Origin of the sequence: Pseudomonas sp. MYb118 (genome assembly GCF_040947875.1) — a bacterium.
Classification (GTDB): Bacteria; Pseudomonadota; Gammaproteobacteria; order Pseudomonadales; family Pseudomonadaceae; genus Aquipseudomonas.
In genome coordinates this window covers 380,134-402,196 of record NZ_JBFRXN010000001.1, presented here as the reverse complement: position 1 = coordinate 402,196, position 22,063 = coordinate 380,134, and the positions used below count along the sequence as shown (strand labels likewise).

Genomic DNA, 22,063 nt, shown 5'->3' with positions numbered 1-22,063 from the left:
GCGATAGCGGTCTCAGGCCTTACGAATACCGAAGCGCATGCGCCGGCTCAACCTTCGCCGCCCGCCAAGCCGGATAAACCGTCGCCAGGAAGCTCAGCACGAACCCCGCCGTGCAGATCAGCGCCACATCCCCGCCCTGCAATTCCGAAGGCAGGTTGCTGACGAAATAAACGTCGGAACTGAAGATGTGCTGGCCGCTCACCCGTTCGAACCAACCCACCAGCTCGCTGACATTGAGCGCCGCGATCACCCCCAGCACGCCGCCGATCAAGGTGCCGACAATGCCGATCACCGTGCCCTGGACCATGAAGATCGCCATGATCTGCCGCGGTGTGGCACCGATGGTGCGCAGGATGGCGATGTCCGCGCCCTTGTCGTTCACCACCATGATCAGGGTGGCGATGATGTTGAACGCGGCCACCGCGACAATCATCAGCAACAGCAGGCCGATCATGGTTTTTTCCATCTTCATCGCACTGAACAGGCTGCCCTGGGTGTGGGTCCAGTCGTCCGCCTTGTAGGCGGTGCCCAGGCCGCCCGCGATATCGCTGGACACCTGTGGCGCGGCGTACAGGTCCTTCACCGCCAGGCGCACGCTCTGCACCTGGTTCGGTTGCCAGTGCTGCATCTGCGCAGCGTCGGCGACGTGGATCAGCGCCATCGAGCCATCGAGCTCGGCACCGACCTTGAACACACCCACGACGTTCAGGCGCTGCATGCGCGGGGTGATCCCGCCCGGTGCGGTGCTGACTTCCGGCACGATCAGGGTGATCTTGTCACCGACGTTCAAGCGGAAGCGCCGCGCCGTGATCTCGCCGACCACCACACCGAACTCGCCCGGCTTCAAGGCATCGAGGCGACCCTGGACGATGTGCTGGGCAACGATCGACACCTTGCCTTCCAGCGCCGGGTCGACGCCGCTGACCTGGATCGGCTGCATCGAGCCCTTGTAGGACAGCATGCCTTCCATTTCGGTAAACGGTACGGCAGCGGTCACTTGCGGGTTCTTCATGGCGGCGGCGGCCACTGGCTGCCAGTCGTCGATCGGGTTGACGCCGACGATGGTGGCGTGGGGCACCATGCCGAGGATGCGCGAGCTCATTTCGCGCTGGAAGCCGTTCATCACCGACAGCACCACGATCATCGCCAGCACGCCGAGGGCGAGGCCGATCATCGAAGTCATCGAGATGAAGGACACAAAGCGATTGCGGCGCTTGGCGCGGGTATAGCGTGTGCCGATAAAGATCGATAACGGTCTGAACATTCGCGGAAGCACCGTATAAAAATAAAAGACCCGAGGCACACCCGGCGCCTCGGGTTTCAGTCAATCAGATGGGCGTCAGGCGACCTTCCTGCAAGTGCAGGACACGATCCATCTGGCGAGCCAGGTTCATGTCGTGGGTCACCACCAGGAACGCAGTGCGCATCGACGTGCTCAGCTCCAGCATCAGGTCCTGGATGCCCTCGGCGGTGTGCAAGTCGAGGTTGCCGGTGGGCTCATCGAGCATCACCAGACCCGGCCGGTTCACCAGCGCACGGGCGATGGCCACGCGCTGGCGTTCGCCGCCGGACAACTCGGCCGGTTTGTGCTCCAGGCGATGACCGAGCCCTACCCGCTCCAGCAACGCGGTGGCACGCTGGCGCGCTTCGGGGATCGCAGTCTTGCCGATCAGCAACGGCATGCAGACGTTTTCCAGGGCGGTGAATTCGGCCAGCAAATGGTGGAACTGATAAACGAAGCCCAGCGCGCGGTTACGCAGCAGGCCACGGTTCTTCTCGCTCAGAGCCGACAGCTCTTCACCGTCGAGCCACACGCTGCCCTTGGTCGGCGTGTCGAGGCCGCCGAGCAGGTTGAGCAAGGTACTTTTGCCCGAGCCCGATTTACCGATGATCGCTACGCGCTCGCCTGGATGCAGTTCCAGTTGCAGGTTCGCCAGCACTTCCACCGACTCCGGGCCTTCCTCGTAGGACTTGCCCAGGTTGCGACAGCTCAGGATTGCTTTTTCACTCATGCCCGACTCACTCATAACGTAGCGCCTCCGCAGGCTGGGTGCGCGCGGCACGCCAGGCAGGATACAGGGTGGCGAGGAAACTCAGGACCAACGCGGCGGCGCAGACCATGACGACATCCTGGCTCTGCACTTGCGAAGGCAGGTAGTCGATGAAATACACGTCGGCGTTGAGGAATTTGTGGCCGATCAGGCCTTCGAGCGCCGAGATCGCAGCGCTGACGTTCAGGGCGGCGAAGATCCCGACCACGGCGCCGATCAAGGTGCCGACCACGCCGATGACCGTGCCCTGCACCATGAAGATGCCCATGATCGTGCGCGGCGTGGCGCCCAGGGTGCGCAGGATCGCGATGTCGCTCTTCTTGTCATTCACCACCATCACCAGCGTGGAAATGATGTTGAACGCCGCCACGGCGACGATCAGCAGCAACAGCAAGCCGATCATGGCCTTCTCCATGCGGATCGCCTGGTACAGGTTGCCGTGGGTGCGGGTCCAGTCGCGGGCGTAGTAACGATCCTCACCCAACTGCTGGGCGATGCTCCACGCCGTGCGCGGCGCCTGGAACAGGTCGTCGAACTTCAGGCGAATGCCCTGCACCTGATCCGGCTTCCAACGGTGCAGCCGCGCCAGATCCTGCAGGTTGGTGACACCCAGGTAGCCGTCGATTTCACCGGCGCCGACGTGGAAGATGCCGACCACGGTGAAGCGCTTCATGCGCGGGAACATCCCGGCCGGGGTCACGGTGACCTCCGGCGCGACGAAGGTCAGCTTGTCGCCGATGGCCGCGCCGAGCTTGGCGGCCGCCTTGTCGCCGATGACGATGCCGAAGCTGCCGGGTTCCAGGTCGTCGAGTTTGCCCTGCAACATGAACTTGTCGATGATCGACACCTGCCGCTCCAGCGCCGGGTCGATGGCATTGAGCAGCACCTTGGAGACCTTGCCGTTGTTGGTCAGCAAACCCTGCATCTGGGTGAAGGGCGCAACGGCCGTCACCTGCGGGTTCTGCCGGACCTTGTCGGCCAGGCCCTGCCAGTTACTGATCGGCTCGCCCGCCTCGATGGTCGCGTGGGGCACCATGCCCAGCACGCGGGTGCGCATCTCGTGATCGAAGCCGTTCATCACCGACAGCACCACGATCATCACGATCACGCCCAGGGCGAGACCGATCATGGAAGTCAGGGAAATGAACGACACAAAGTGGTTGCGACGCTTTGCACGGGTGTAACGCGTGCCAATGAATACGAAGAGAGGTCTGAACATGTCGGGGCTTGTTCGGAGGGAAAAGGAACGTCCTTGTGGCGGGGGTCGATAACCAGCTTTACACTCAGACCACCGCCGCTACCATGGGTTCGCCATGTCGACATTAGATGAAGAAGATCGCCGCGAATACTACCGTATCGAGGATACGATCGCACTGGAAATTCGGCCCCTGTCCGCTCCCGAAGCTGCAGGCCAGGAAGTGTTGCAGGATGCTTCCCCACTCTTCAACGTGCTCAGCGAACTGCATCTGAGCGAATTCGAGTCGCAGCACCTGTTGCGCCAGATCAGCGAGCGCGACCGTAACCTCGCGGCCTTCCTCAAGGTCCAGAACAAACGCATTGACCTGCTCAGCCAGGTGATCGCCCTGACGGTGCTCGGCCAGATCGGCGAGCCGCAGCCAGTGATCATTTCCGAGGGCGGCATCGACTTCCAGCACCCGACCCCGATTGCAGCGGGCGCGCACCTGTCGATCAAGCTGGTGCTGATGCCGCAGGCCCTCGGCCTGTTGCTGCGCGCCCGGGTCACACATTGCGATCCCAAGGGCGATGGCTTCGACGTCGGCACCGAGTTCGAACGCCCCACTGACGCCCAGCGTCAGTTGCTCGCCCGCTACATTTTGCAGAAGCAGGCCCAGGAAAGACGACTGGCCCGCGAACAAGAATCAGGCATTTAACTTAAGGAAGAACCGTGACCCTCATCTACGGCCATCGCGGCGCCAAGGGCGAAGCACCGGAAAACACCCTGACCAGCTTTCAGGAATGCCTCAAGCACGGCGTACGCCGCTGCGAACTGGACCTGCACCTGTCCATGGACAACGAGCTGATGGTCATCCACGACCCGACGCTCAAGCGCACCACCGACCGGCGCGGCAAGGTGGTCGAGCACACTGCGGCGGAACTGGTCACCTACGACGCGCGCAAGGGCGGCCCGGGCTGGATCAAGCCCTGCCCGATTCCGACGCTGGAGGAGTTGTTCGAGAAATGCGCCTTCGAGCACTGGCAACTGGAAGTCAAAAGCGCTTCACGCACCCGCGCCGCGACCACGGTACTGGCGATTCGCGAGATGGCGCAGCGTTTTGGCCTGCTCGACAAGGTGACCATCACCTCGAGTTCTCGGGAAGTATTGAAGGCTGCCCTGGACCTGGTGCCCGACGTGTCGCGTGGATTGGTGGCCGAGTACGCCTGGCTCGACCCGCTGAAGGTCGCGGCAAGCTATGGCTGTGAGTATCTGGCGCTGAACTGGACCCTGTGTACGCCGGAACGCCTGCAGAAGGCGCAGCGTCAGGGGCTGCATGTGTCGGTGTGGACCGTCAACGAACCTGCGCTGATGCGCAGGCTCGCCGACTTCGGCGTTGACAGCCTGATTACAGACTTTCCCGGTTTGGCCACTGCCACGCTCGAGAATTGCTGAAATCGGTCTCCCCGGCCGGCTCAGGCCACCGGCCGGAGCCGCTCAAAAAAGCCGGTTGAGGCCGTCGTACGCCGCGACCCGATAGGCTTCGGCCATGGTCGGGTAGTTGAACGTGGTGTTGACGAAGTACTTCAGCGTGTTCAGTTCGCCCGGCTGGTTCATGATCGCCTGGCCGATGTGCACGATCTCCGAAGCCTGGTAGCCGAAGCAGTGCACGCCCAGCACTTCCAGGGTTTCGCGGTGGAACAGGATCTTGAGCATGCCTTGCGGCTCGCCGGCGATCTGCGCACGCGCCATGCCCTTGAAGAACGCCTTGCCCACTTCGTATGGCACCTTGGCCTGGGTCAGCTCCTGCTCGTTCTTGCCGATCGAGCTGATCTCCGGAATGGTGTAGATGCCGGTCGGCACGTCATTGACGAAACGCCAGCTGCCGTTCTCGACAATGCTGCCCGCCGCCGAGCGACCCTGGTCGTGGGCGGCACTGGCCAGGCTCGGCCAGCCGATCACGTCACCGGCGCCGTAGATGTTCGGCACGCAGGTGCGATAGGCCTCGTCGACTTCGATCTGGCCGCGGCTGTTGACCTTCACGCCGATGTTTTCCAGGCCCAGCTGGTCGGTGTTGCCGGTACGGCCGTTGCACCAGAGCAAGGCGTCGGCCTTGATCTTCTTGCCGGACTTGAGGTGCAGGATCACGCCGTTGTCCACGCCTTCGACGCGGTCGTAGTCTTCGTTGTGGCGAACGGTGATGTTGTTGTTGCTGAAGTGGTAGCTCAGAGCCTGGGAAATTTCCGAGTCGAGGAAGCTCAGCAACTGGCCACGGTTGTCCACCAGCTCGACCAGTACACCCAGGCCGCTGAAGATCGAGGCGTATTCGCAACCGATCACGCCGGCGCCGTAGACGATCAGTTTGCGCGGGGTGTGGCCGAGGCTGAGGATGGTGTCGCTATCGTAGATACGCGGGTGGTGGAAGTCGATGTCCGCCGGGCGATACGGACGCGAGCCGGTGGCGATGATGATGTGCTTGGCCACCAGTTTTTCCACCACGCCGTTGGCGCAGACCACTTCGATGGTTTGCTCGTCGGCGAAGCTGCCGGTGCCGAAGAACACATCGACACGGTTACGGGCGTAGTAGCCGGTGCGGGAAGCGACCTGCTTGGAAATCACTTTCTCGGCGCTTTTCAACACGTCCGGGAAGGAGAACCAGCGCGGCTCGCCGATCGCCCGGAACATCGGGTTGGTGTTGAACTGCATGATCTGCCGGACCGAGTGACGCAGGGCCTTGGACGGGATGGTGCCCAAGTGGGTGCAGTTACCGCCGACCTGGCGACGGCTGTCGACCATGGCCACCTTGCGCCCTGCCTTGGCGGCGTTCATTGCCGCGCCTTCTCCCGCCGGGCCGGAACCCAGTACCACCACGTCGTAGTTGTAGACAGCCATGCGTACTCCTCAGAACAGGCTGCGGCGCTGTGCGCCTGCAGCTAAATCACGCCGGTCGGCGGCGTGAAGGAACAATTTGGGGCCAGTGCAGAACCCGGACACAGTCTATAGAAGCGTCAACGCCGCGCACATTAACCCTTGGTCGCGTCGTAGGCTAGTTTTGCCTGCACTACAACGCCAGTCTTGACGATTCGATCACGGGTTTTTCGTGCCGCTGAGGCGTTCAAAAGCCTGACTGGTGCGTGTGACGAAACCTGTATCGGCACGAATCACAAAAAATGCGCCGATATCGTGTTTTTCCGCGTAGTCCCAGCCGCGCTCCGGGCCGAGAATCAGCAGCAGCGTCGACAGTCCATCGGCCAGCAACGCCGAAGGATTAATCACCGTGACCGAGGCCAGCGTGTGTGAGACCGGCGCACCGGTGCGGGCATCGAAGGTGTGGGAATAGCGCCGGCCATCCTGCAGGAAATAGTTGCGGTAGTCGCCGGACGTCGACACCCCCAGGCCGTCGATGGCGAGGATCCGTTGCGCCACCTGCTGATCGTCGCGGGGTTCTTCCAGGGCGACCTGCCAGGCCGAGCCGTCGAGCTTCCTGCCCGCCGCCTTGAGTTCGCCCGTGGCTTCGGCGAGGTAATTGTGGATCCCCAGGGCCTCGAGCCTGGCCGCGATGCGATCGACCGCGTAGCCCGCCGCGATGCTGTTGAAGTCGACTTCGACGGCGGCATCCTTGCACAGCCGATCGCCCTCGATGCGCAGGTGCTGATGACCGACCCGCGCTCGCGCCTCCGCCAGCGCTTCGGCGGTCGGGACCTTTTCGCCACGGGCCTGGGGACCGAAGCCCCAGAGGTTGAGCAACGGTTCCACCGTCAGGTCGAAGGAGCCGTCGCTTTGCGCTGACAACTGCTCCCCTACCCGAACCAGCTCCAGCACGGACGCCGGCATGGCCTGGCAGCTGTTGGCCGGCAGGTCATTGAAACGCTCGATGTCGGAGTCGCTGCGATAGGTCGACATCTGCCGGTCTACCTCGGCGAGGATTTTCTCCACCTCGACCTGAACCTCTGCCGGTTTGGGCAGATCGGCGTGGCGCAGGTATTTGATTGAATATGTACTGCCCATGGTCGGGCCGCCAAAACTTTCCATGGCATCGCCATTGCCGCAGCCCGACAACGCGCCAAGCAGTAAAAAACCGAGACCCCACCACCCTTTCGACAATTGCTGCGCTCCCCGCACGGATTACTGACACAACACCCACGGCCGGCATTATGCGGCAAGCCAGCCCTCCTCTCCTTGATCCGACGACGACTGAAACGCTTAAGCAGCAAGCTAACCAGTTGTTGCCTAACGATCTTGATACACATATTGTTACAACTAGCCCGCCAAGGGAGTTCGCCCCATGGGTGATGGCGGCAACACGTCTACATCAGGGATTTCCGATCAGACAGACGAAAGTGAGTGCATTCCCATGTCCTCGAATACGGGCAAAGGCAAAGCGATTTTTCGCGTTGTCAGCGGTAATTTTCTCGAGATGTTCGATTTTATGGTCTACGGCTTCTACGCCACGGCCATCGCCAAAACCTTCTTCCCTGCCGACAGTGCCTTTGCATCCCTGATGTTATCGCTGGCCACCTTTGGCGCCGGCTTCCTCATGCGTCCTTTGGGGGCGATTTTCCTCGGCGCCTACATCGACCGCCACGGCCGGCGCCAGGGCCTGATCATCACCCTGGCCATGATGGCGGCCGGCACCGTGCTGATCGCCTGCGTGCCGGGCTATGCCACTCTGGGTGTCGCCGCGCCGCTGATTGTGCTGTTTGGCCGCTTGCTGCAAGGTTTCTCCGCCGGTGTGGAACTGGGCGGTGTGTCGGTGTACCTCGCCGAGATTTCCACGCCGGGGCGCAAAGGCTTTTTTGTCAGTTGGCAATCCGCCAGCCAGCAGGCCGCCGTGGTGTTCGCCGGTTTGCTCGGGGTTGGCCTGAACCATTGGCTGAGCCCGGAACAGATGGGCGAATGGGGTTGGCGCGTGCCTTTCCTGATCGGCTGCATGATCGTGCCGGTGATTTTTGTGATTCGTCGCTCGCTGGAGGAAACACCGGAATTCCAGGCGCGCAAACACCGCCCTACCCTGGGGGAAATCATCCGCTCGATCGGTCAGAACTTCGGCATCGTCATTGCCGGCATGGCCCTGGTGGTGATGACCACGGTGTCGTTCTACCTGATCACCGCCTATACACCGACCTTCGGCAAGGCGGAACTGCACCTGTCGGACATGGACGCCTTGCTGGTGACCGTGTGCATCGGCCTGTCGAACTTCTTCTGGTTGCCGGTGATGGGCGCCGTGTCCGACAGGGTCGGGCGCAAACCGCTGCTGCTGGCGGCGACCATCCTGGCAATTCTCACCGCTTACCCGGCCTTGTCGTGGCTGGTGGCGAACCCGAGCTTCAGCCACTTGCTGATCGTCGAGTTGTGGCTGTCGTTCCTCTATGGCTCGTACAACGGCGCGATGGTCGTGGCGCTGACGGAAATCATGCCGGTGCAGGTGCGGACCACGGGCTTCTCCCTGGCCTATAGCCTGGCCACCGCGACGTTCGGCGGTTTCACGCCGGCGGCGTGCACTTACCTGATTCATGTCCTGGATAACAAGGCGGCGCCGGGGATCTGGCTCAGTGGCGCGGCGGTGCTGGGGTTGATTGCGACGCTGGTGCTGTTCCGTGGCAACCGGCAGGCGTTGCGCATGGCGACTGCCTGATCCCCCTCCCCCTGTAGGAGCGAGCTTGCTCGCGATGGTGTCATGAGCGCCGCTGTGCATCAGGTAGCCAGCGTTATCGTTGACGACCATCGCGAGCAAGCTCGCTCCTACAGGGGGGGCAGGTGCAAATACAGACACACAAACAAAAACGCCCCGGCCAAGGCCGGGGCGTTTTCATGTGCAGCAGATGCTTAGCGTGGGAACGCAGGCGGGTTTACACCGGCCATGTCTTCCATTACGCGCACCACCTGGCAGCTGTAACCGAATTCGTTGTCGTACCAGACGTACAGTACAACGCGGTTATCCTGGGTGATGGTCGCTTCAGCGTCCACAACGCCTGCGTGGCGCGAGCCAACGAAGTCGGTGGAAACCACTTCCTGGGAGCTGACGTAGTCGATCTGCTTGTGCAGGTCCGAGTGCATGGCCATCTGGCGCAGGTACTCGTTGATTTCGTCGCGGGTGGTGGCCTTTTCCAGGTTCAGGTTCAGGATGGCCATCGACACGTTCGGCGTAGGAACACGGATCGCGTTACCGGTCAGCTTGCCCTTGAGCACTGGCAGCGCCTTGGCGGCTGCGGTGGCGGCACCGGTCTCGGTGATCACCATGTTCAACGGTGCGGCGCGGCCACGACGGCTGCCCTTGTGGAAGTTGTCGATCAGGTTCTGGTCGTTGGTGAACGAGTGAACGGTTTCGACGTGGCCGTTGACGATGCCAAACTTGTCATTGACTGCCTTGAGCACCGGCACGATGGCGTTGGTGGTGCAGGAAGCCGCCGAGATGATCTTGTCGTCAGGGCTGATGTCGCCGTGGTTGATGCCGTGCACGATGTTCTTCAGCGCGCCCTTGCCAGGTGCGGTGAGGATCACGCGGGCAGCGCCCGGGCAGGCCAGGTGCTGGCCCAGGCCGTCGGCGTCACGCCATACACCGGTGTTGTCGACGATCAGAGCGTTTTCGATGCCGTACTGGGTGTAGTCGACTTCGGTCGGGCTCTTGGCGTAGATCACCTGGATCAGGTTGCCGTTGGCGGTGATGGTGTTGTTGGCTTCATCAATGGTGATGGTGCCATCGAACGGACCATGGACCGAGTCGCGGCGCAGCAGGCTGGCACGCTTGACCAGATCGTTCTCGGCGCCCTTGCGGACAACGATGGCGCGCAGGCGCAGGCCGTCGCCACCACCGGTTTTCTCGATCAGGATGCGCGCCAGCAGACGGCCGATACGACCGAAGCCGTAGAGGACAACGTCAGTGCCTTTGCGAGCCGAGGCGTTCTGCTGGCCAACGACTTCGGCCAGTTCTTCACGGACGAACTGCTCGGCAGTACGGCCATTGCCTTCGGTCTTGAATTTGGAGGCGAGCTTGCCCAGGTCGACCGAAGCAGCGCCGAGCTTGAGCTCGCTCATTGCCTTGATCAGCGGGAATGTTTCGTGGACGGACAGTTCGCTGTCGTCGGACTGACGGTGACGAGCAAAGCGGTGAGCTTTGAGAATCGCGATGACTGAACGATTGATCAGGCTGCGGCCATAGATCGAGCTCACCACGTTGTTATTGCGGTAGAGCTGACCGATAAGCGGAATCATCGCTTCTGCGAGTGCTTCACGGTCGATCCATTCACCAAGACACTGGTCGGGCTTCTGAGTCACGGGAACCTTCCACATGTAGGGGCAGAAAAAAGGGGCTACATTATGCCGCCGAGAAACCCGCGTAGCAATGCGCGCCTGTCGTGCAATCCGTAACAATTTTCTGGAAGTAAAAAATCGGCAGCGCTGCAACCCAGTAAAACCGGGCCTTCCAGCGGGGTCGCTTTTTTGCGGACATCGCTGTCTTGTCCGTAACCCTCCGTAACACCCGCTTGTTTTGCCACTACATAATCGGTGTTTTCGAGCAAAAAAACGCGGTTTTTTGTCTTTACCACTACATTTCGCCAAACCTGCGTAATAGACGAAGTCAGCAACTGACAGGCGGCATCCCGGCCCGCTACAATTACCGACTTTGTCGCAACGCTTGGAGCTCAACCTTCCGTGCCCGTTCTGCGTCTACCGCATCTCCCTGCCGCGGCAGGTAAACAGCACTGGGGCAACTTGCCCGGTGCCGCCCTGAGCCTGGCCATTGCCGAGGCTGCCAGCGCTGCCAGGCGCTTTACCCTGCTGCTGACCGCCGACAGCCAAAGTGCCGAGCGTCTGGAGCAGGAGCTGGGTTTCTTCGCACCGGATTTGCCCGTGCTGCATTTCCCGGACTGGGAAACCCTGCCCTACGACCTGTTTTCGCCGCACCAGGACATCATTTCCCAGCGCATCGCCGCCCTGTACCGGCTGCCGGAGCTGAGCCATGGCGTGCTGGTGGTACCGATCACCACCGCCCTGCATCGCCTGGCACCGACCCAATTCCTGCTGGGCAGCAGCCTGGTACTGGACGTCGGCCAGAAGCTCGATGTCGAACAGATGCGCAGCCGGCTCGAAGCCAGCGGTTATCGCTATGTCGATACCGTTTACGAGCATGGCGAATTCACCGTGCGCGGCTCGCTGATCGACCTGTTCCCGATGGGCAGCAAGCTGCCATATCGCATTGACCTGTTCGACGACGAAATCGAGACCCTGCGCACCTTCGATCCGGAAAACCAGCGCTCCGTCGACAAGGTCGATTCGGTCAAGCTGCTGCCGGCGAAGGAGTTCCCGCTACAGAAGGAAGCCGTGACGCGTTTCAAGGCGCGCTTTCGCGAGCGCTTCGATGTCGACTTCCGTCGCTGCCCGATCTTCCAGGATCTGAGCAGCGGGATCACCCCGGCGGGTATCGAGTACTACTTGCCGCTGTTCTTCGAAGACACCTCGACCCTGTTCGACTACCTGCCACAGGACACCCAGGTGTTCTCCCTGCCGGGCATCGAGCAGGCGGCGGAGAACTTTTGGAACGACGTGCGCAACCGTTATGAAGAACGCCGCGTCGATCCTTCCCGTCCTTTATTGCCACCGGCCGAGCTGTTCCTGCCGGTGGAAGACTGCTTCGCCCGGCTGAAGAACTGGCCTCGGGTAGTGGCCAGCCAGCAGGATGTGGAAACCGGTGCCGGGCGCGAACGCTTCCCGGCGCGGGCATTGCCGGACCTGGCGATCGAAGCCAAGGCCAGCCAGCCGCTCGCGGCACTGGCCGGCTTTCTCGACGAGTTCCCTGGCCGCGTGCTGTTTACCGCCGAGTCTGCGGGCCGTCGCGAAGTGCTGCTGGAGTTGCTCGAACGCCTGAAGCTGCGCCCGAAGACCGTCGACAGCTGGCCCGACTTCGTCGCCGGCAAGGAGCGCCTGGCGATCACCATCGCGCCGCTCGACGAAGGCCTGGTGCTCGAAGACCCGGCCCTGGCGCTGGTCGCCGAAAGCCCGCTGTTCGGCCAGCGCGTGATGCAGCGCCGGCGCCGGGAAAAACGCGCCGACGCCAACAACGATGCGGTCATCAAGAACCTCACCGAACTGCGTGAAGGCGCGCCGGTGGTGCATATCGACCACGGGGTCGGCCGTTACCTGGGCCTGGCCACGCTGGAAATCGACAACCAGTCCGCCGAGTTCCTCGCCCTGGAATACGCCGAAGGCGCCAAGCTCTACGTGCCGGTGGCCAACCTGCACCTGATTGCCCGCTACACCGGCAGCGATGACGCCCTGGCCCCGCTGCACCGCCTCGGCTCCGAGACCTGGCAGAAAGCCAAGCGCAAGGCCGCCGAACAGGTGCGCGACGTGGCGGCCGAACTGCTCGACATCTATGCCCGCCGCGCGGCCCGCGAGGGGCACGCCTTCACCGACCCGAAAGCCGACTACGCCACCTTCAGCGCCGGCTTCCCGTTCGAGGAAACCCCCGACCAGCAAACCGCCATCGAAGCGGTGCGCGAAGACATGCTCGCGCCCAAGCCGATGGACCGCCTGGTGTGCGGCGACGTCGGCTTCGGCAAGACCGAAGTGGCGATGCGCGCGGCGTTCATCGCCGTCCACGGTGGCCGGCAAGTGGCGATCCTGGTGCCCACCACCCTGCTCGCCCAGCAGCACTACAACAGCTTCCGCGACCGTTTCGCCGACTGGCCGGTGACCGTGGAAGTGATGAGCCGCTTCAAGTCGGCCAAGGAAGTCAACGCCGCGGTCGCCGACCTCGCCGAAGGCAAGATCGACATCGTCATCGGCACCCACAAGCTGCTGCAGGACGATGTGAAGATCAAGAACCTGGGCCTGGTGATCATCGACGAAGAGCACCGCTTCGGTGTGCGCCAGAAAGAACAGCTCAAGGCCCTGCGCAGCGAAGTCGACATTCTCACCCTGACCGCCACGCCGATTCCGCGCACGCTGAACATGGCGGTGTCGGGCATGCGCGACCTGTCGATCATCGCCACGCCGCCGGCCCGACGCCTGTCGGTGCGCACCTTCGTCATGGAGCAGAACAAGAGCACGGTCAAGGAAGCCCTGCTGCGCGAATTGCTGCGTGGCGGCCAGGTCTACTACCTGCACAACGATGTGAAGACCATCGAGAAATGCGCCGCCGATCTCGCCGAACTGGTGCCGGAAGCGCGCATCGGCATCGGCCACGGGCAGATGCGCGAGCGTGAACTCGAACAGGTGATGAGCGACTTCTACCACAAGCGCTTCAACGTGCTGATCGCCTCGACCATCATCGAGACCGGCATCGACGTGCCGAGCGCCAACACCATCATCATCGAGCGCGCCGACAAGTTCGGCCTGGCGCAGTTGCACCAGTTGCGTGGTCGTGTCGGCCGCAGCCACCACCAGGCCTACGCCTACCTGCTGACTCCGCCGCGCCAGCAAATCACCCCGGATGCGGAAAAGCGCCTGGAAGCGATCGCCAACACCCAGGACCTCGGCGCGGGCTTCGTGCTCGCCACCAACGACCTGGAAATCCGCGGTGCCGGCGAACTGCTCGGCGACGGGCAAAGCGGACAGATCCAGGCCGTGGGTTTCACCCTGTACATGGAGATGCTCGAACGCGCGGTGAAGTCGATCCGCAAGGGCGAACAACCCAACCTCGACCAGCCGCTGGGTGGCGGGCCGGAGGTCAACCTGCGGGTGCCGGCCTTGATTCCGGAAGACTACCTGCCGGATGTGCACGCCCGCCTGATCCTGTACAAACGCATCGCTTCGGCCACCGACGAGGACGGCCTGAAGGATTTGCAGGTGGAAATGATCGACCGTTTCGGCCTGTTGCCGGAGCCGACCAAGAACCTGATGCGCATCACCGCGCTGAAGTTGCAGGCCGAAGGGCTGGGCATCCGCAAAATCGACGGTGGGCCGCAAGGTGGTCGAATCGAGTTCGCGGCGCAGACGCCGGTCGATCCGCTGACGCTGATCAAGCTGATCCAGGGCCAGCCCAAACGCTACAAATTCGAAGGCGCCACGATGTTCAAGTTCATGGTGCCGATGGAGCGCCCGGAAGAGCGCTTTAATACTGTAGAGGCGTTGCTTGAGCGCCTCATCCCGAAAACTGCTTGAAGGACGCCGAATGCGCCTGTTCCGCTTAACCACTCTGCTGCTGACCCTGGCGGCTCCGATGGCGTATGCCGATGACCTGTATCAGGTCGAAATGATTCTGGTGCGGCAGAACGCCGTGCCGGCCATCGTCAGCCGCGCCGCGCCGGAAGACTGGGACGCTGGCGCACAGCGCATCAGCGCCGAGAGCCAGCGCACGCCCAGCCTGAATGGCGAAGTGGAAAAACTCACCGCCAGCAGCGATTACACGGTGCTGCTGCACAAGGCCTGGCAACAGACCCTCGGCGAAGAAGCGTCCAAGGTCGCCATCAGCGACGGCAAGGAACAATTCGGCCAGTATCCGATCGAGGGCACGCTGAACATCAAATTGGGGCGCTTTACCGATGTCGGCGCCGACTTCTGGGTCAACCAGATCAACGAGGATGGCCTGGTCACGGCCAGCGAACGCCTGAACACCGACAGCCATACCAAAAATGGCCAACTCAACTTCCTCGACGCCGGGCATCTGGGCCTGCTGATCAAAATCACCTCGCTGACCGCTCCCGCACCAAGACCCGCCCCCGAAGAAATTCCGGACTGATACCCCATGTCCGCGCCCCTGAGCAAACCCCTGGCACCCTCCTGGGTCAGCCGATTCAAGGAACAGAGCCTGGAGCGCGGCCGGCGCTACGCCCTGGAGAACCGTGTCAGGATCGTCGAGGCGGGCGACGCGACCATCACGGCCGTTTGCGAGGGCTCTGGCGGTAACGTCTACCGTCAGACCATTCACCTGCGCGAGTCAGCCAAAGCCACACTGCTGATGGTCGATGCCACCTGCACCTGCCCGGTGCGCAACAACTGCAAACACTGCGCGGCGGTCCTGCTGAAAGTCCAGGAAACCCTCGCCTACCCTGCCGCCGCGCAAGACGCCGAACTGCTGGAAAAACTCCAGGCCGTCCTGGAAAACCGCAGCCCGAAAGCGCCACCCCAGGTGCTGGTGGAGAACGTGCAACCGGTGCCACGCCTGTGGCTGGCGAGCATCGAGTTCAGCGCCTTCGAACCGCGCAACGGCAGGATGCAGCGCTATATCCAGCACCGTGCGGCGCTGTCGTTCAGCTACCTGGATGAATACGTCAGCGGACAGAAAAACGCCGACGTACTGATCCGTCAGGAAACCCAGACTTTACGGATAAAACGCCAACCTGAAGTCGAACAGGCCTACAGGGAACAGCTGCGAATCCTTGGTTTCAAGATCGCCACCCGCCAGAGCAAGGCGTTGCCGGAAAGCGCCGGTGAGCTCTATGAAATGGTCAACGACAGCGCCTGGCTGACGTTCACCCTCAATGAATTGCCGAAACTGCGCACGCAAGGCTGGGAACTGCAGATCGACGAGGACTTCGGGTTCGACCTGACCGCCGTCGATGACTGGTACGCCACTGTGGAACAGACGCCGGAGCGCGACTGGTTCGACCTGGAGCTGGGCATCATCGTCAACGGCGAGCGGCTGAGCCTGCTGCCGATCCTGTTGAACCTGATGCGCTCGCACACCGAAATCCTCAACCCGGAACGCCTCGCCCGCCGTCGCGATGACGAACTGATCCTGGTGAACATCCCCAATCGCCCGAATTCCGAATACGGCCCGCTGCAAGTCGCCTTGCCGTTCGGCCGCTTGAAACCGGTGCTGGCGACCCTCGGCGAGTTTTACCTGCAAGAGCCCGGCGAAACCACCCTGCGCCTGAGCAAGGCCGACGCCACGCGGCTCAACCCGCTCGAGGACATGCCCCTGCTGTGGGAGGGTGGCGAGCAGATCCGCACCTTTGCCCAGCGCCTGCGTGACGTGCGCGACTACAACGCCAAGGCCCCCGAAGGGCTGAATGCCACTTTGCGCCCCTATCAGCTCGAAGGCTTGAGCTGGATGCAGTCGCTGCGGCAACTGGAAGTGGGCGGCATCCTCGCGGACGACATGGGCCTGGGTAAAACCCTGCAAACCCTGGCACACGTGCTCAGCGAAAAGAACGCCGGTCGCCTGGATCGGCCGTGCATGGTGGTGATGCCCACCAGCCTGATCCCCAACTGGCTCGACGAGGCGGCGCACTTCACGCCGCAGCTCAAGGTCCTGGCGCTGTACGGCGCCAGCCGCAAAAAACACTTCGAGCAACTGGCCGATTACGACCTGATCCTCACCACCTACGCCCTGCTGCCCAAGGACGTCGAGCGCCTGGCCGCACAACCGCTGCACGTGCTGGTGCTGGACGAGGCGCAGTACATCAAGAATCCCAACAGCAAGGCCGCCCAGGCCGCGCGCGAGCTCAATGCCCGCCAGCGCCTGTGCCTGAGCGGTACGCCGCTGGAAAATCACCTGGGCGAGCTGTGGTCGCTGTTCCACTTCCTGCTGCCCGGCTGGCTGGGCGACGTGAAAAGCTTCAACCGCGATTACCGCGTGCCGATTGAAAAGCGCACCAGCGAAGTACGACTCCAGCACCTGAACGGCCGGATAAAACCGTTCCTGCTGCGCAGGACCAAGGAACAGGTGGCGACGGAATTGCCACCGAAGACGGAAATCATCCACTGGGTCGACCTCAACGAAGCCCAGCGTGATGTGTACGAAACCATGCGCCTGGCCATGGACAAGAAAGTCCGCGACGAAATAACCCGCAAAGGCGTGGCCCGCAGCCAGATCATCATCCTCGAGGCGCTGCTCAAGCTGCGCCAGGTGTGCTGCGACCTGCGTCTGGTCAACGACGCCACCCTGCCCGCCCGCGGCAGCACCTCGGGCAAGCTCGACAGCCTGATGGAAATGCTCGAGGAGCTGTTCGAGGAAGGCCGGCGGATCCTGCTGTTTTCGCAGTTCACCTCGATGCTGACATTGATCGAGGCCGAGCTGGAAAAACGCGGTATCGACTATGCGCTACTGACCGGCCAGACCCGTGATCGGCGCACGCCGGTGAAGGATTTCCAGAGCGGCAAGCGTCAGATCTTTTTGATCAGCCTGAAGGCCGGTGGTGTTGGCCTGAACCTGACCGAAGCGGACACGGTGATCCACTACGACCCGTGGTGGAACCCGGCGACCGAAAACCAGGCCACCGACCGCGCCTATCGGATTGGCCAGGAGAAGCCGGTGTTCGTCTACAAGATGATTGCCCGCGGCACCGTAGAAGAGAAAATTCAGCACCTGCAGAAGGAAAAATCCGAGCTGGCGGCGGGCGTGCTGGATGGGCGCAAGGCTGGGGACTGGCAGTTGCAGAACGATGATATCGAGGCGTTGTTTGCGCCGTTGCCGGATAAGCTCGATAAACGCTGAGGTTTGTGGCGTCTGTTAAATCGCTATCGCGGGCAAGCCCGCTCCCACAGTGGGTCGATGGCGCACCAAAAATCCAATGTGGGAGCGAGCCTGCTCGCGATCGGGTCAACCCGATATCAAGACGACCTCAGCCCCTGAGCACCCGCGCCAACGTCGACTTCACCTTACCCATCCCGTCATGCAACGCCTGCTCGATCTCGGCCATGGTGATCACCGCCGTCGACTTGCCCGCCGCCGGGTTCACCACCAGCGCCAGGCAGGCGTAGTCCAGCTCCAGCTCACGGGCCAGTGCCGCCTCCGGCATGCCGGTCATGCCGACGATGTCGCAACCGTCACGCTCAAGCCTGGCGATCTCGGCCACCGTCTCCAGGCGTGGGCCCTGGGTACAGGCGTAAACGCCATGGCTGCTGTAGCCGACCCCTTCGGCCGCCAGTGCCGCGATCAGTTGCTGACGCAGCGGCTCGCTATACGGATAGCTGAAGTCGATGTGCGTGACCTGTTCCAGGTCATCGGCAAAATAGGTGTGTTGGCGACCGCTGGTGTAGTCGATCAACTGGTGCGGCACACAGAAATGCCCGGTGCCCATCGCCGCATGAATGCCACCCACGGCATTGACCGCCAGGATCGCCTCGGCGCCGGCCTGTTTCAATGCCCAGAGGTTGGCGCGGTAGTTCACCTGATGCGGCGGGAAACGGTGCGGATGGCCGTGCCTGGCGAGGAACAGCACTTCCTTGCCCGCGTACTCGCCAATCTGGATCTCGGCTGACGGCGCACCATAAGGTGTTTCGACTGCCAGGGACTGACGGATGCTCAGGCCTTCGAGTTGAGTCAGACCGGTGCCACCGATAATCGCGTAAACCGTCATAACGTAAAGTCCTTATTCAATCAGTTGAGCGTCTTTGAGCGCGCCAATGGCTGTCAGCCAGCGCGGGTCCTGACGGTATTCGGTGCTGGCATAGGCCTGGCCGCGCATGCGGGCAATGCGTGCGGACGGCTTGACCTTCAGGCGCTGGGCCGCGCTCAGGGCCAGCTCGGCGGCCGCGCGGTCGTTGCACACCAGGCCCATGTCGCAACCGGCGGTCAGCGCCGCTTCGATGCGGCTGGCGGCATCGCCGACCACGTGGGCACCGGCCATCGACAAATCGTCGCTGAAGATCACGCCATCGAACTGCAACTCGCCGCGCAGGATGTCCTGCAACCAGCGCCGGGAGAAACCGGCCGGCTGGGCATCGACCTGTGGATAAATCACATGGGCCGGCATCACCGCCGCCAGTTGCTTGCTCAAGCGGGCGAACGGCACCAGGTCGTTGGCGCGGATCTCGTCCAGGCTGCGCTCGTCATTCGGGATGGCGACATGGGAATCCGCCTCGGCCCAGCCGTGGCCGGGGAAGTGCTTGCCAGTGGCCGCCATGCCCGCGCTGTTCATGCCACGGATGAACGCCCCCGCCAACAGCGCCGCGCGCTCCGGGTCACCTTCGAAGGAACGGGTACCGACCACCGCGCTGCGCTGGTAATCCAGGTCCAGCACCGGAGCGAAGCTCAGGTCCAGGCCGACGGCCAGCACTTCGGTGGCCATGATCCAGCCGCACTGCTCGGCGAGGTACTCGGCGTTCGGGTTATCGGCGATGGCACGCATCGCTGGCAGCCGCACGAAGCCCTGGCGCAGGCGCTGGACCCGGCCGCCTTCCTGGTCCACGGCCAGCAGCAGATCGGGGCGAATGGCGCGGATCGCCGCGCTGAGTTCGCGCACCTGACGAGGGTGCTCGATATTGCGGGCAAAAATGATCAGGCCGCCCACTTCAGGTTGGCGCAACAATTGGCGATCTTCAGCCGTCAGCCAGGTACCGGCGACGTCCACCATCAACGAGCCTTGCAGGCCAGCAGTCATAGAGATTCCTTGATAACGATGAATCCGGCCCACAGCCATTCGCTGCCTGGGGCTTTGCCCGGCAGGTCGGCGAGTTCAGTGGGAAACGGATTCGTAACGAGAGTCGGCATGGGCGGCTAGCTTAGCGGATGTCAGCTGCCGCGCCCACCCATGTGCGGTCAAACCTTGGCGGCGACCGGTGTCGATTTGCTGCGTGGCCGCAACTGGGCAGTGGCCATCGCGGTGTCGGTCACGCCGGTTTCGGCACGCATGCCGGCGGCGAGGAACGGCACCATCAGGCGCATGACCTGCTCGATGGAGGTGTTGACGCCAAAATCGGTCTCGGCGATCGCCCGCAGGGCCTTGATCCCCGACATGCTGAACGCCGCGGCACCGAGCATGAAGTGCACGCGCCAGAACAGCTCGATCGGCGGGATCCGCGGGGCGGCTTCATTGACCAGCAGCATGTAGCGGCGGAACACCTTGCCGTACATGTCTTCGAGGTAGCGACGCAGGTGGCCCTGGCTCTGGCTGAACGCCAGCCCCAGCAAACGCATGAAAATGGACAGGTCGTTGCCGCTGCGCGGCTGTACCACCAGGGCTTGCTCGACGAGGATTTCCAGCAGCTCTTCCAGGCTCGGCTTGTTCTCCGGCTTGGCCTGGCGGCGCTCCAGTTCCTTGTCGAGGCTCACGCAGAAAGGCCCGAGAAAACGCGAGAAGACCGCCTGGATCAGCGCCTTCTTCGAACCGAAGTGATAGTTCACAGCCGCCAGATTCACACCGGCCTTGCTGGTGATCAAACGCAACGAGGTTTCAGCAAAACCTTTTTCCGCGAACAACTGCTCGGCAGCATCGAGAATGCGTTCAACGGTTTCCGACTGGGCCATGGCTACTCCGCCTGACAAACACTTGTTTGAAACATACGTTTCAGCCCCGGCCTTGTCAAGCCTGGCGGTTCGTTTTGGGAATGGTCAGTCAGCTATTTAACCACACATTAATGTCCTGTTAATCAGCCCGCCGGTTGACCGTCTGGCAGCCACTGCGAAAAGGGGCATTGCCAAGACGCCTTCACTGTATATAATCCCAGTCACTGTATAAAAAAACAGAGCGATCAAAATGCTAAAGCTGACGCCACGCCAAGCAGAGATTCTGACTTTCATCAAACGGTGCCTGGAAGACAACGGCTACCCGCCTACCCGCGCGGAAATCGCCCAGGAACTGGGTTTCAAGTCGCCCAACGCGGCGGAAGAGCACCTCAAGGCGCTGGCCCGTAAAGGCGCTATCGAAATGACCCCCGGTGCTTCGCGCGGCATCCGCATCCCGGGTTTCGAAGCCAAGGCCGACGAATCCACCCTGCCGATCATCGGCCGGGTCGCTGCCGGTGCACCGATCCTTGCCCAGCAACACGTCGAAGAGTCCTGCAACATCAACCCGGCGTTCTTCCATCCGCGCGCCGACTACCTACTGCGGGTTCACGGCATGAGCATGAAGGACATCGGCATTTTCGATGGCGACCTGCTGGCCGTGCACACCACTCGCGAAGCCCGCAACGGCCAGATCGTCGTGGCACGCATCGGCGACGAAGTGACCGTCAAGCGCTTCAAGCGCGATGGCAGCAAAGTCTGGCTGATTGCCGAGAACCCTGAATTCGCCCCCATCGAAGTCAACCTGAAAGATCAGGAACTGGTGATCGAAGGCTTGAGCGTCGGCGTCATTCGCCGCTAAAGGAGGCTTTATGCAGTTCCCGCACGCACCACAGCAAGCCCAACTGCCGCTGTTCGAGGCATTCATGATGCAGCCGATGGCGCCGATCCTGAAAGACGTGGTCGAGTCGCCCTGGAGCGCCGAACCCGAAGTCTTCAGCGAGCTATCACTGCGTGGCGCGGCCGGGAGCTGCCTGAGCCTTTTGGCACCGATCCTTCGTGACCTGAGCGAAGATCAGGACGCACGCTGGCTGACACTGATCGCCCCGCCCGCCAGCCTGACACAAGCCTGGTTGCGCGACGCCGGCCTGAACCGTGAACGCATCCTGCTGCTGCAACCCCGCGGCAGTCAGAGTGCACAGCAACTGACCTGCGAGGCCCTGCGCCTGGGCCGCAGCCACACGGTCGTCAGCTGGCTCAACCCATTGAGCGCCACGGCACGGCAACAGTTGATCAGCGCCGCCCGAACCGGGGACGCACAAAGTCTGAATATTCGACTGGGTTAAATGACGCGGGGCTTCTCCAGGGACAGAGAAGCCGATTTGCAGGGGATCAGAAAAAAGCGACGAACGGGATCAGTGCAGGACCCGAGAACCTTCATCCGTATTCAATTCGCCCTCGACCAGGCGACCGGCCATCTGCACGCCGACGCTCAACATCGCCTTGGCGACCTCAACATGCTGGCCTTGCAGGAACGCCTTGGCATCCTCGGAGAAATTCAAAGTAACCAGAGAACCCTCGTCCTCAGCCCTTCGCAGCTCGATTCGGCCGTCTGGTAACTCGACAATTTCTAGAAAGGACGTTGGCATATAGGTCTGTACTCCACGAAAGGCGGGCATTATATAGGCATCGGCCGGGCTTCGCTCAGGATCTTGACCAAATGCCACT

18 protein-coding genes are annotated in these 22,063 nt (G+C 62.3%); 8 read left to right on the top strand and 10 right to left on the bottom strand.

The features are described 5' to 3' along the window. Positions 1 to 19: 19 nt before the first annotated feature. The 3 genes from ABVN20_RS01845 to ABVN20_RS01835 all read right to left on the bottom strand — a co-directional run bounded on the left by ABVN20_RS01845 (position 20) and on the right by ABVN20_RS01835 (position 3,270). Complete coding sequence (locus tag ABVN20_RS01845; protein WP_368553618.1) at positions 20 to 1,264, bottom strand: lipoprotein-releasing ABC transporter permease subunit; 1,245 nt, start codon at positions 1,262 to 1,264, stop codon at positions 20 to 22. 64 nt (positions 1,265 to 1,328) lie between these two features. Further along, positions 1,329 to 2,012: a lipoprotein-releasing ABC transporter ATP-binding protein LolD gene (gene lolD, locus ABVN20_RS01840; protein ID WP_368553616.1), complete on the bottom strand. Its 684-nt coding sequence runs from the start codon at positions 2,010 to 2,012 to the stop codon at positions 1,329 to 1,331. 7 nt (positions 2,013 to 2,019) lie between these two features. Beyond that, positions 2,020 to 3,270 (bottom strand): lipoprotein-releasing ABC transporter permease subunit, encoded by a 1,251-nt coding sequence (locus ABVN20_RS01835; protein WP_368553615.1) that lies wholly within the window; start codon positions 3,268 to 3,270, stop codon positions 2,020 to 2,022. A 94-nt stretch (positions 3,271 to 3,364) separates the two neighbouring features. On the opposite strand from ABVN20_RS01835, the gene ABVN20_RS01830 reads away from it, so the two are divergent. Further along, positions 3,365 to 3,943: a PilZ domain-containing protein gene (locus tag ABVN20_RS01830; RefSeq protein WP_368553613.1), complete on the top strand. Its 579-nt coding sequence runs from the start codon at positions 3,365 to 3,367 to the stop codon at positions 3,941 to 3,943. Positions 3,944 to 3,957: 14 nt separating this feature from the next. Then, the gene (locus tag ABVN20_RS01825; protein WP_368553611.1) at positions 3,958 to 4,680 is read left to right on the top strand and encodes a glycerophosphodiester phosphodiesterase; all 723 of its coding nucleotides are present in this window, start codon (positions 3,958 to 3,960) and stop codon (positions 4,678 to 4,680) included. Between the two features lie 42 nt (positions 4,681 to 4,722). On the opposite strand, the gene sthA is transcribed toward ABVN20_RS01825, so the two are convergent. Both sthA and ABVN20_RS01815 read right to left on the bottom strand, forming a co-directional pair. Then, positions 4,723 to 6,117: a Si-specific NAD(P)(+) transhydrogenase gene (sthA, locus tag ABVN20_RS01820; protein WP_085723066.1), complete on the bottom strand. Its 1,395-nt coding sequence runs from the start codon at positions 6,115 to 6,117 to the stop codon at positions 4,723 to 4,725. A 195-nt stretch (positions 6,118 to 6,312) separates the two neighbouring features. Beyond that, entirely contained in the window at positions 6,313 to 7,257 is a 945-nt protein-coding gene (locus ABVN20_RS01815; RefSeq protein ID WP_368553609.1) for an FAD:protein FMN transferase, read from the bottom strand. Between the two features lie 322 nt (positions 7,258 to 7,579). On the opposite strand from ABVN20_RS01815, the gene ABVN20_RS01810 reads away from it, so the two are divergent. After that, the gene (locus ABVN20_RS01810; protein ID WP_368553607.1) at positions 7,580 to 8,860 is read left to right on the top strand and encodes an MFS transporter; all 1,281 of its coding nucleotides are present in this window, start codon (positions 7,580 to 7,582) and stop codon (positions 8,858 to 8,860) included. Between the two features lie 191 nt (positions 8,861 to 9,051). Here ABVN20_RS01810 and ABVN20_RS01805 read toward each other — a convergent pair whose 3' ends face one another. Then, positions 9,052 to 10,515, bottom strand: a complete 1,464-nt coding sequence (locus ABVN20_RS01805; RefSeq protein WP_368553605.1) for a glyceraldehyde-3-phosphate dehydrogenase — start codon at positions 10,513 to 10,515, stop codon at positions 9,052 to 9,054. 363 nt (positions 10,516 to 10,878) lie between these two features. On the opposite strand from ABVN20_RS01805, the gene mfd reads away from it, so the two are divergent. From mfd to ABVN20_RS01790, 3 genes are read left to right on the top strand one after another with little or no spacing between them, the layout of a single operon-like run. Beyond that, positions 10,879 to 14,328 (top strand): transcription-repair coupling factor, encoded by a 3,450-nt coding sequence (gene mfd / locus ABVN20_RS01800; RefSeq protein WP_368553603.1) that lies wholly within the window; start codon positions 10,879 to 10,881, stop codon positions 14,326 to 14,328. Positions 14,329 to 14,338: 10 nt separating this feature from the next. Then, positions 14,339 to 14,905, top strand: a complete 567-nt coding sequence (locus tag ABVN20_RS01795; RefSeq protein ID WP_368553601.1) for a CsiV family protein — start codon at positions 14,339 to 14,341, stop codon at positions 14,903 to 14,905. 6 nt (positions 14,906 to 14,911) lie between these two features. Next, entirely contained in the window at positions 14,912 to 17,605 is a 2,694-nt protein-coding gene (locus ABVN20_RS01790; protein ID WP_368553600.1) for an SNF2-related protein, read from the top strand. A gap of 127 nt (positions 17,606 to 17,732) precedes the next feature. Here the strand turns inward: ABVN20_RS01790 and ABVN20_RS01785 are convergent, their stop codons facing one another. The 3 genes from ABVN20_RS01785 to ABVN20_RS01775 all read right to left on the bottom strand — a co-directional run bounded on the left by ABVN20_RS01785 (position 17,733) and on the right by ABVN20_RS01775 (position 20,359). Further along, positions 17,733 to 18,470, bottom strand: a complete 738-nt coding sequence (locus ABVN20_RS01785; RefSeq protein WP_368553599.1) for an S-methyl-5'-thioinosine phosphorylase — start codon at positions 18,468 to 18,470, stop codon at positions 17,733 to 17,735. Positions 18,471 to 18,482: 12 nt separating this feature from the next. Beyond that, on the bottom strand, positions 18,483 to 19,493 hold the full coding sequence (gene nagZ, locus ABVN20_RS01780; protein WP_368553597.1) for a beta-N-acetylhexosaminidase: 1,011 nt from the start codon (positions 19,491 to 19,493) through the stop codon (positions 18,483 to 18,485). Between the two features lie 158 nt (positions 19,494 to 19,651). Further along, complete coding sequence (locus tag ABVN20_RS01775) at positions 19,652 to 20,359, bottom strand: TetR/AcrR family transcriptional regulator (RefSeq protein ID WP_368553595.1); 708 nt, start codon at positions 20,357 to 20,359, stop codon at positions 19,652 to 19,654. Between the two features lie 229 nt (positions 20,360 to 20,588). Between ABVN20_RS01775 and lexA the strand changes: the two genes are divergently transcribed. Beyond that, positions 20,589 to 21,197 (top strand): transcriptional repressor LexA, encoded by a 609-nt coding sequence (gene lexA / locus ABVN20_RS01770; protein WP_368553593.1) that lies wholly within the window; start codon positions 20,589 to 20,591, stop codon positions 21,195 to 21,197. 10 nt (positions 21,198 to 21,207) lie between these two features. Continuing rightward, complete coding sequence (sulA, locus tag ABVN20_RS01765; protein ID WP_368553591.1) at positions 21,208 to 21,681, top strand: SOS-induced cell division inhibitor SulA; 474 nt, start codon at positions 21,208 to 21,210, stop codon at positions 21,679 to 21,681. Positions 21,682 to 21,750: 69 nt separating this feature from the next. Here the strand turns inward: sulA and ABVN20_RS01760 are convergent, their stop codons facing one another. Beyond that, on the bottom strand, positions 21,751 to 21,984 hold the full coding sequence (locus tag ABVN20_RS01760) for a hypothetical protein (protein ID WP_368553590.1): 234 nt from the start codon (positions 21,982 to 21,984) through the stop codon (positions 21,751 to 21,753). Positions 21,985 to 22,063: the final 79 nt, after the last annotated feature.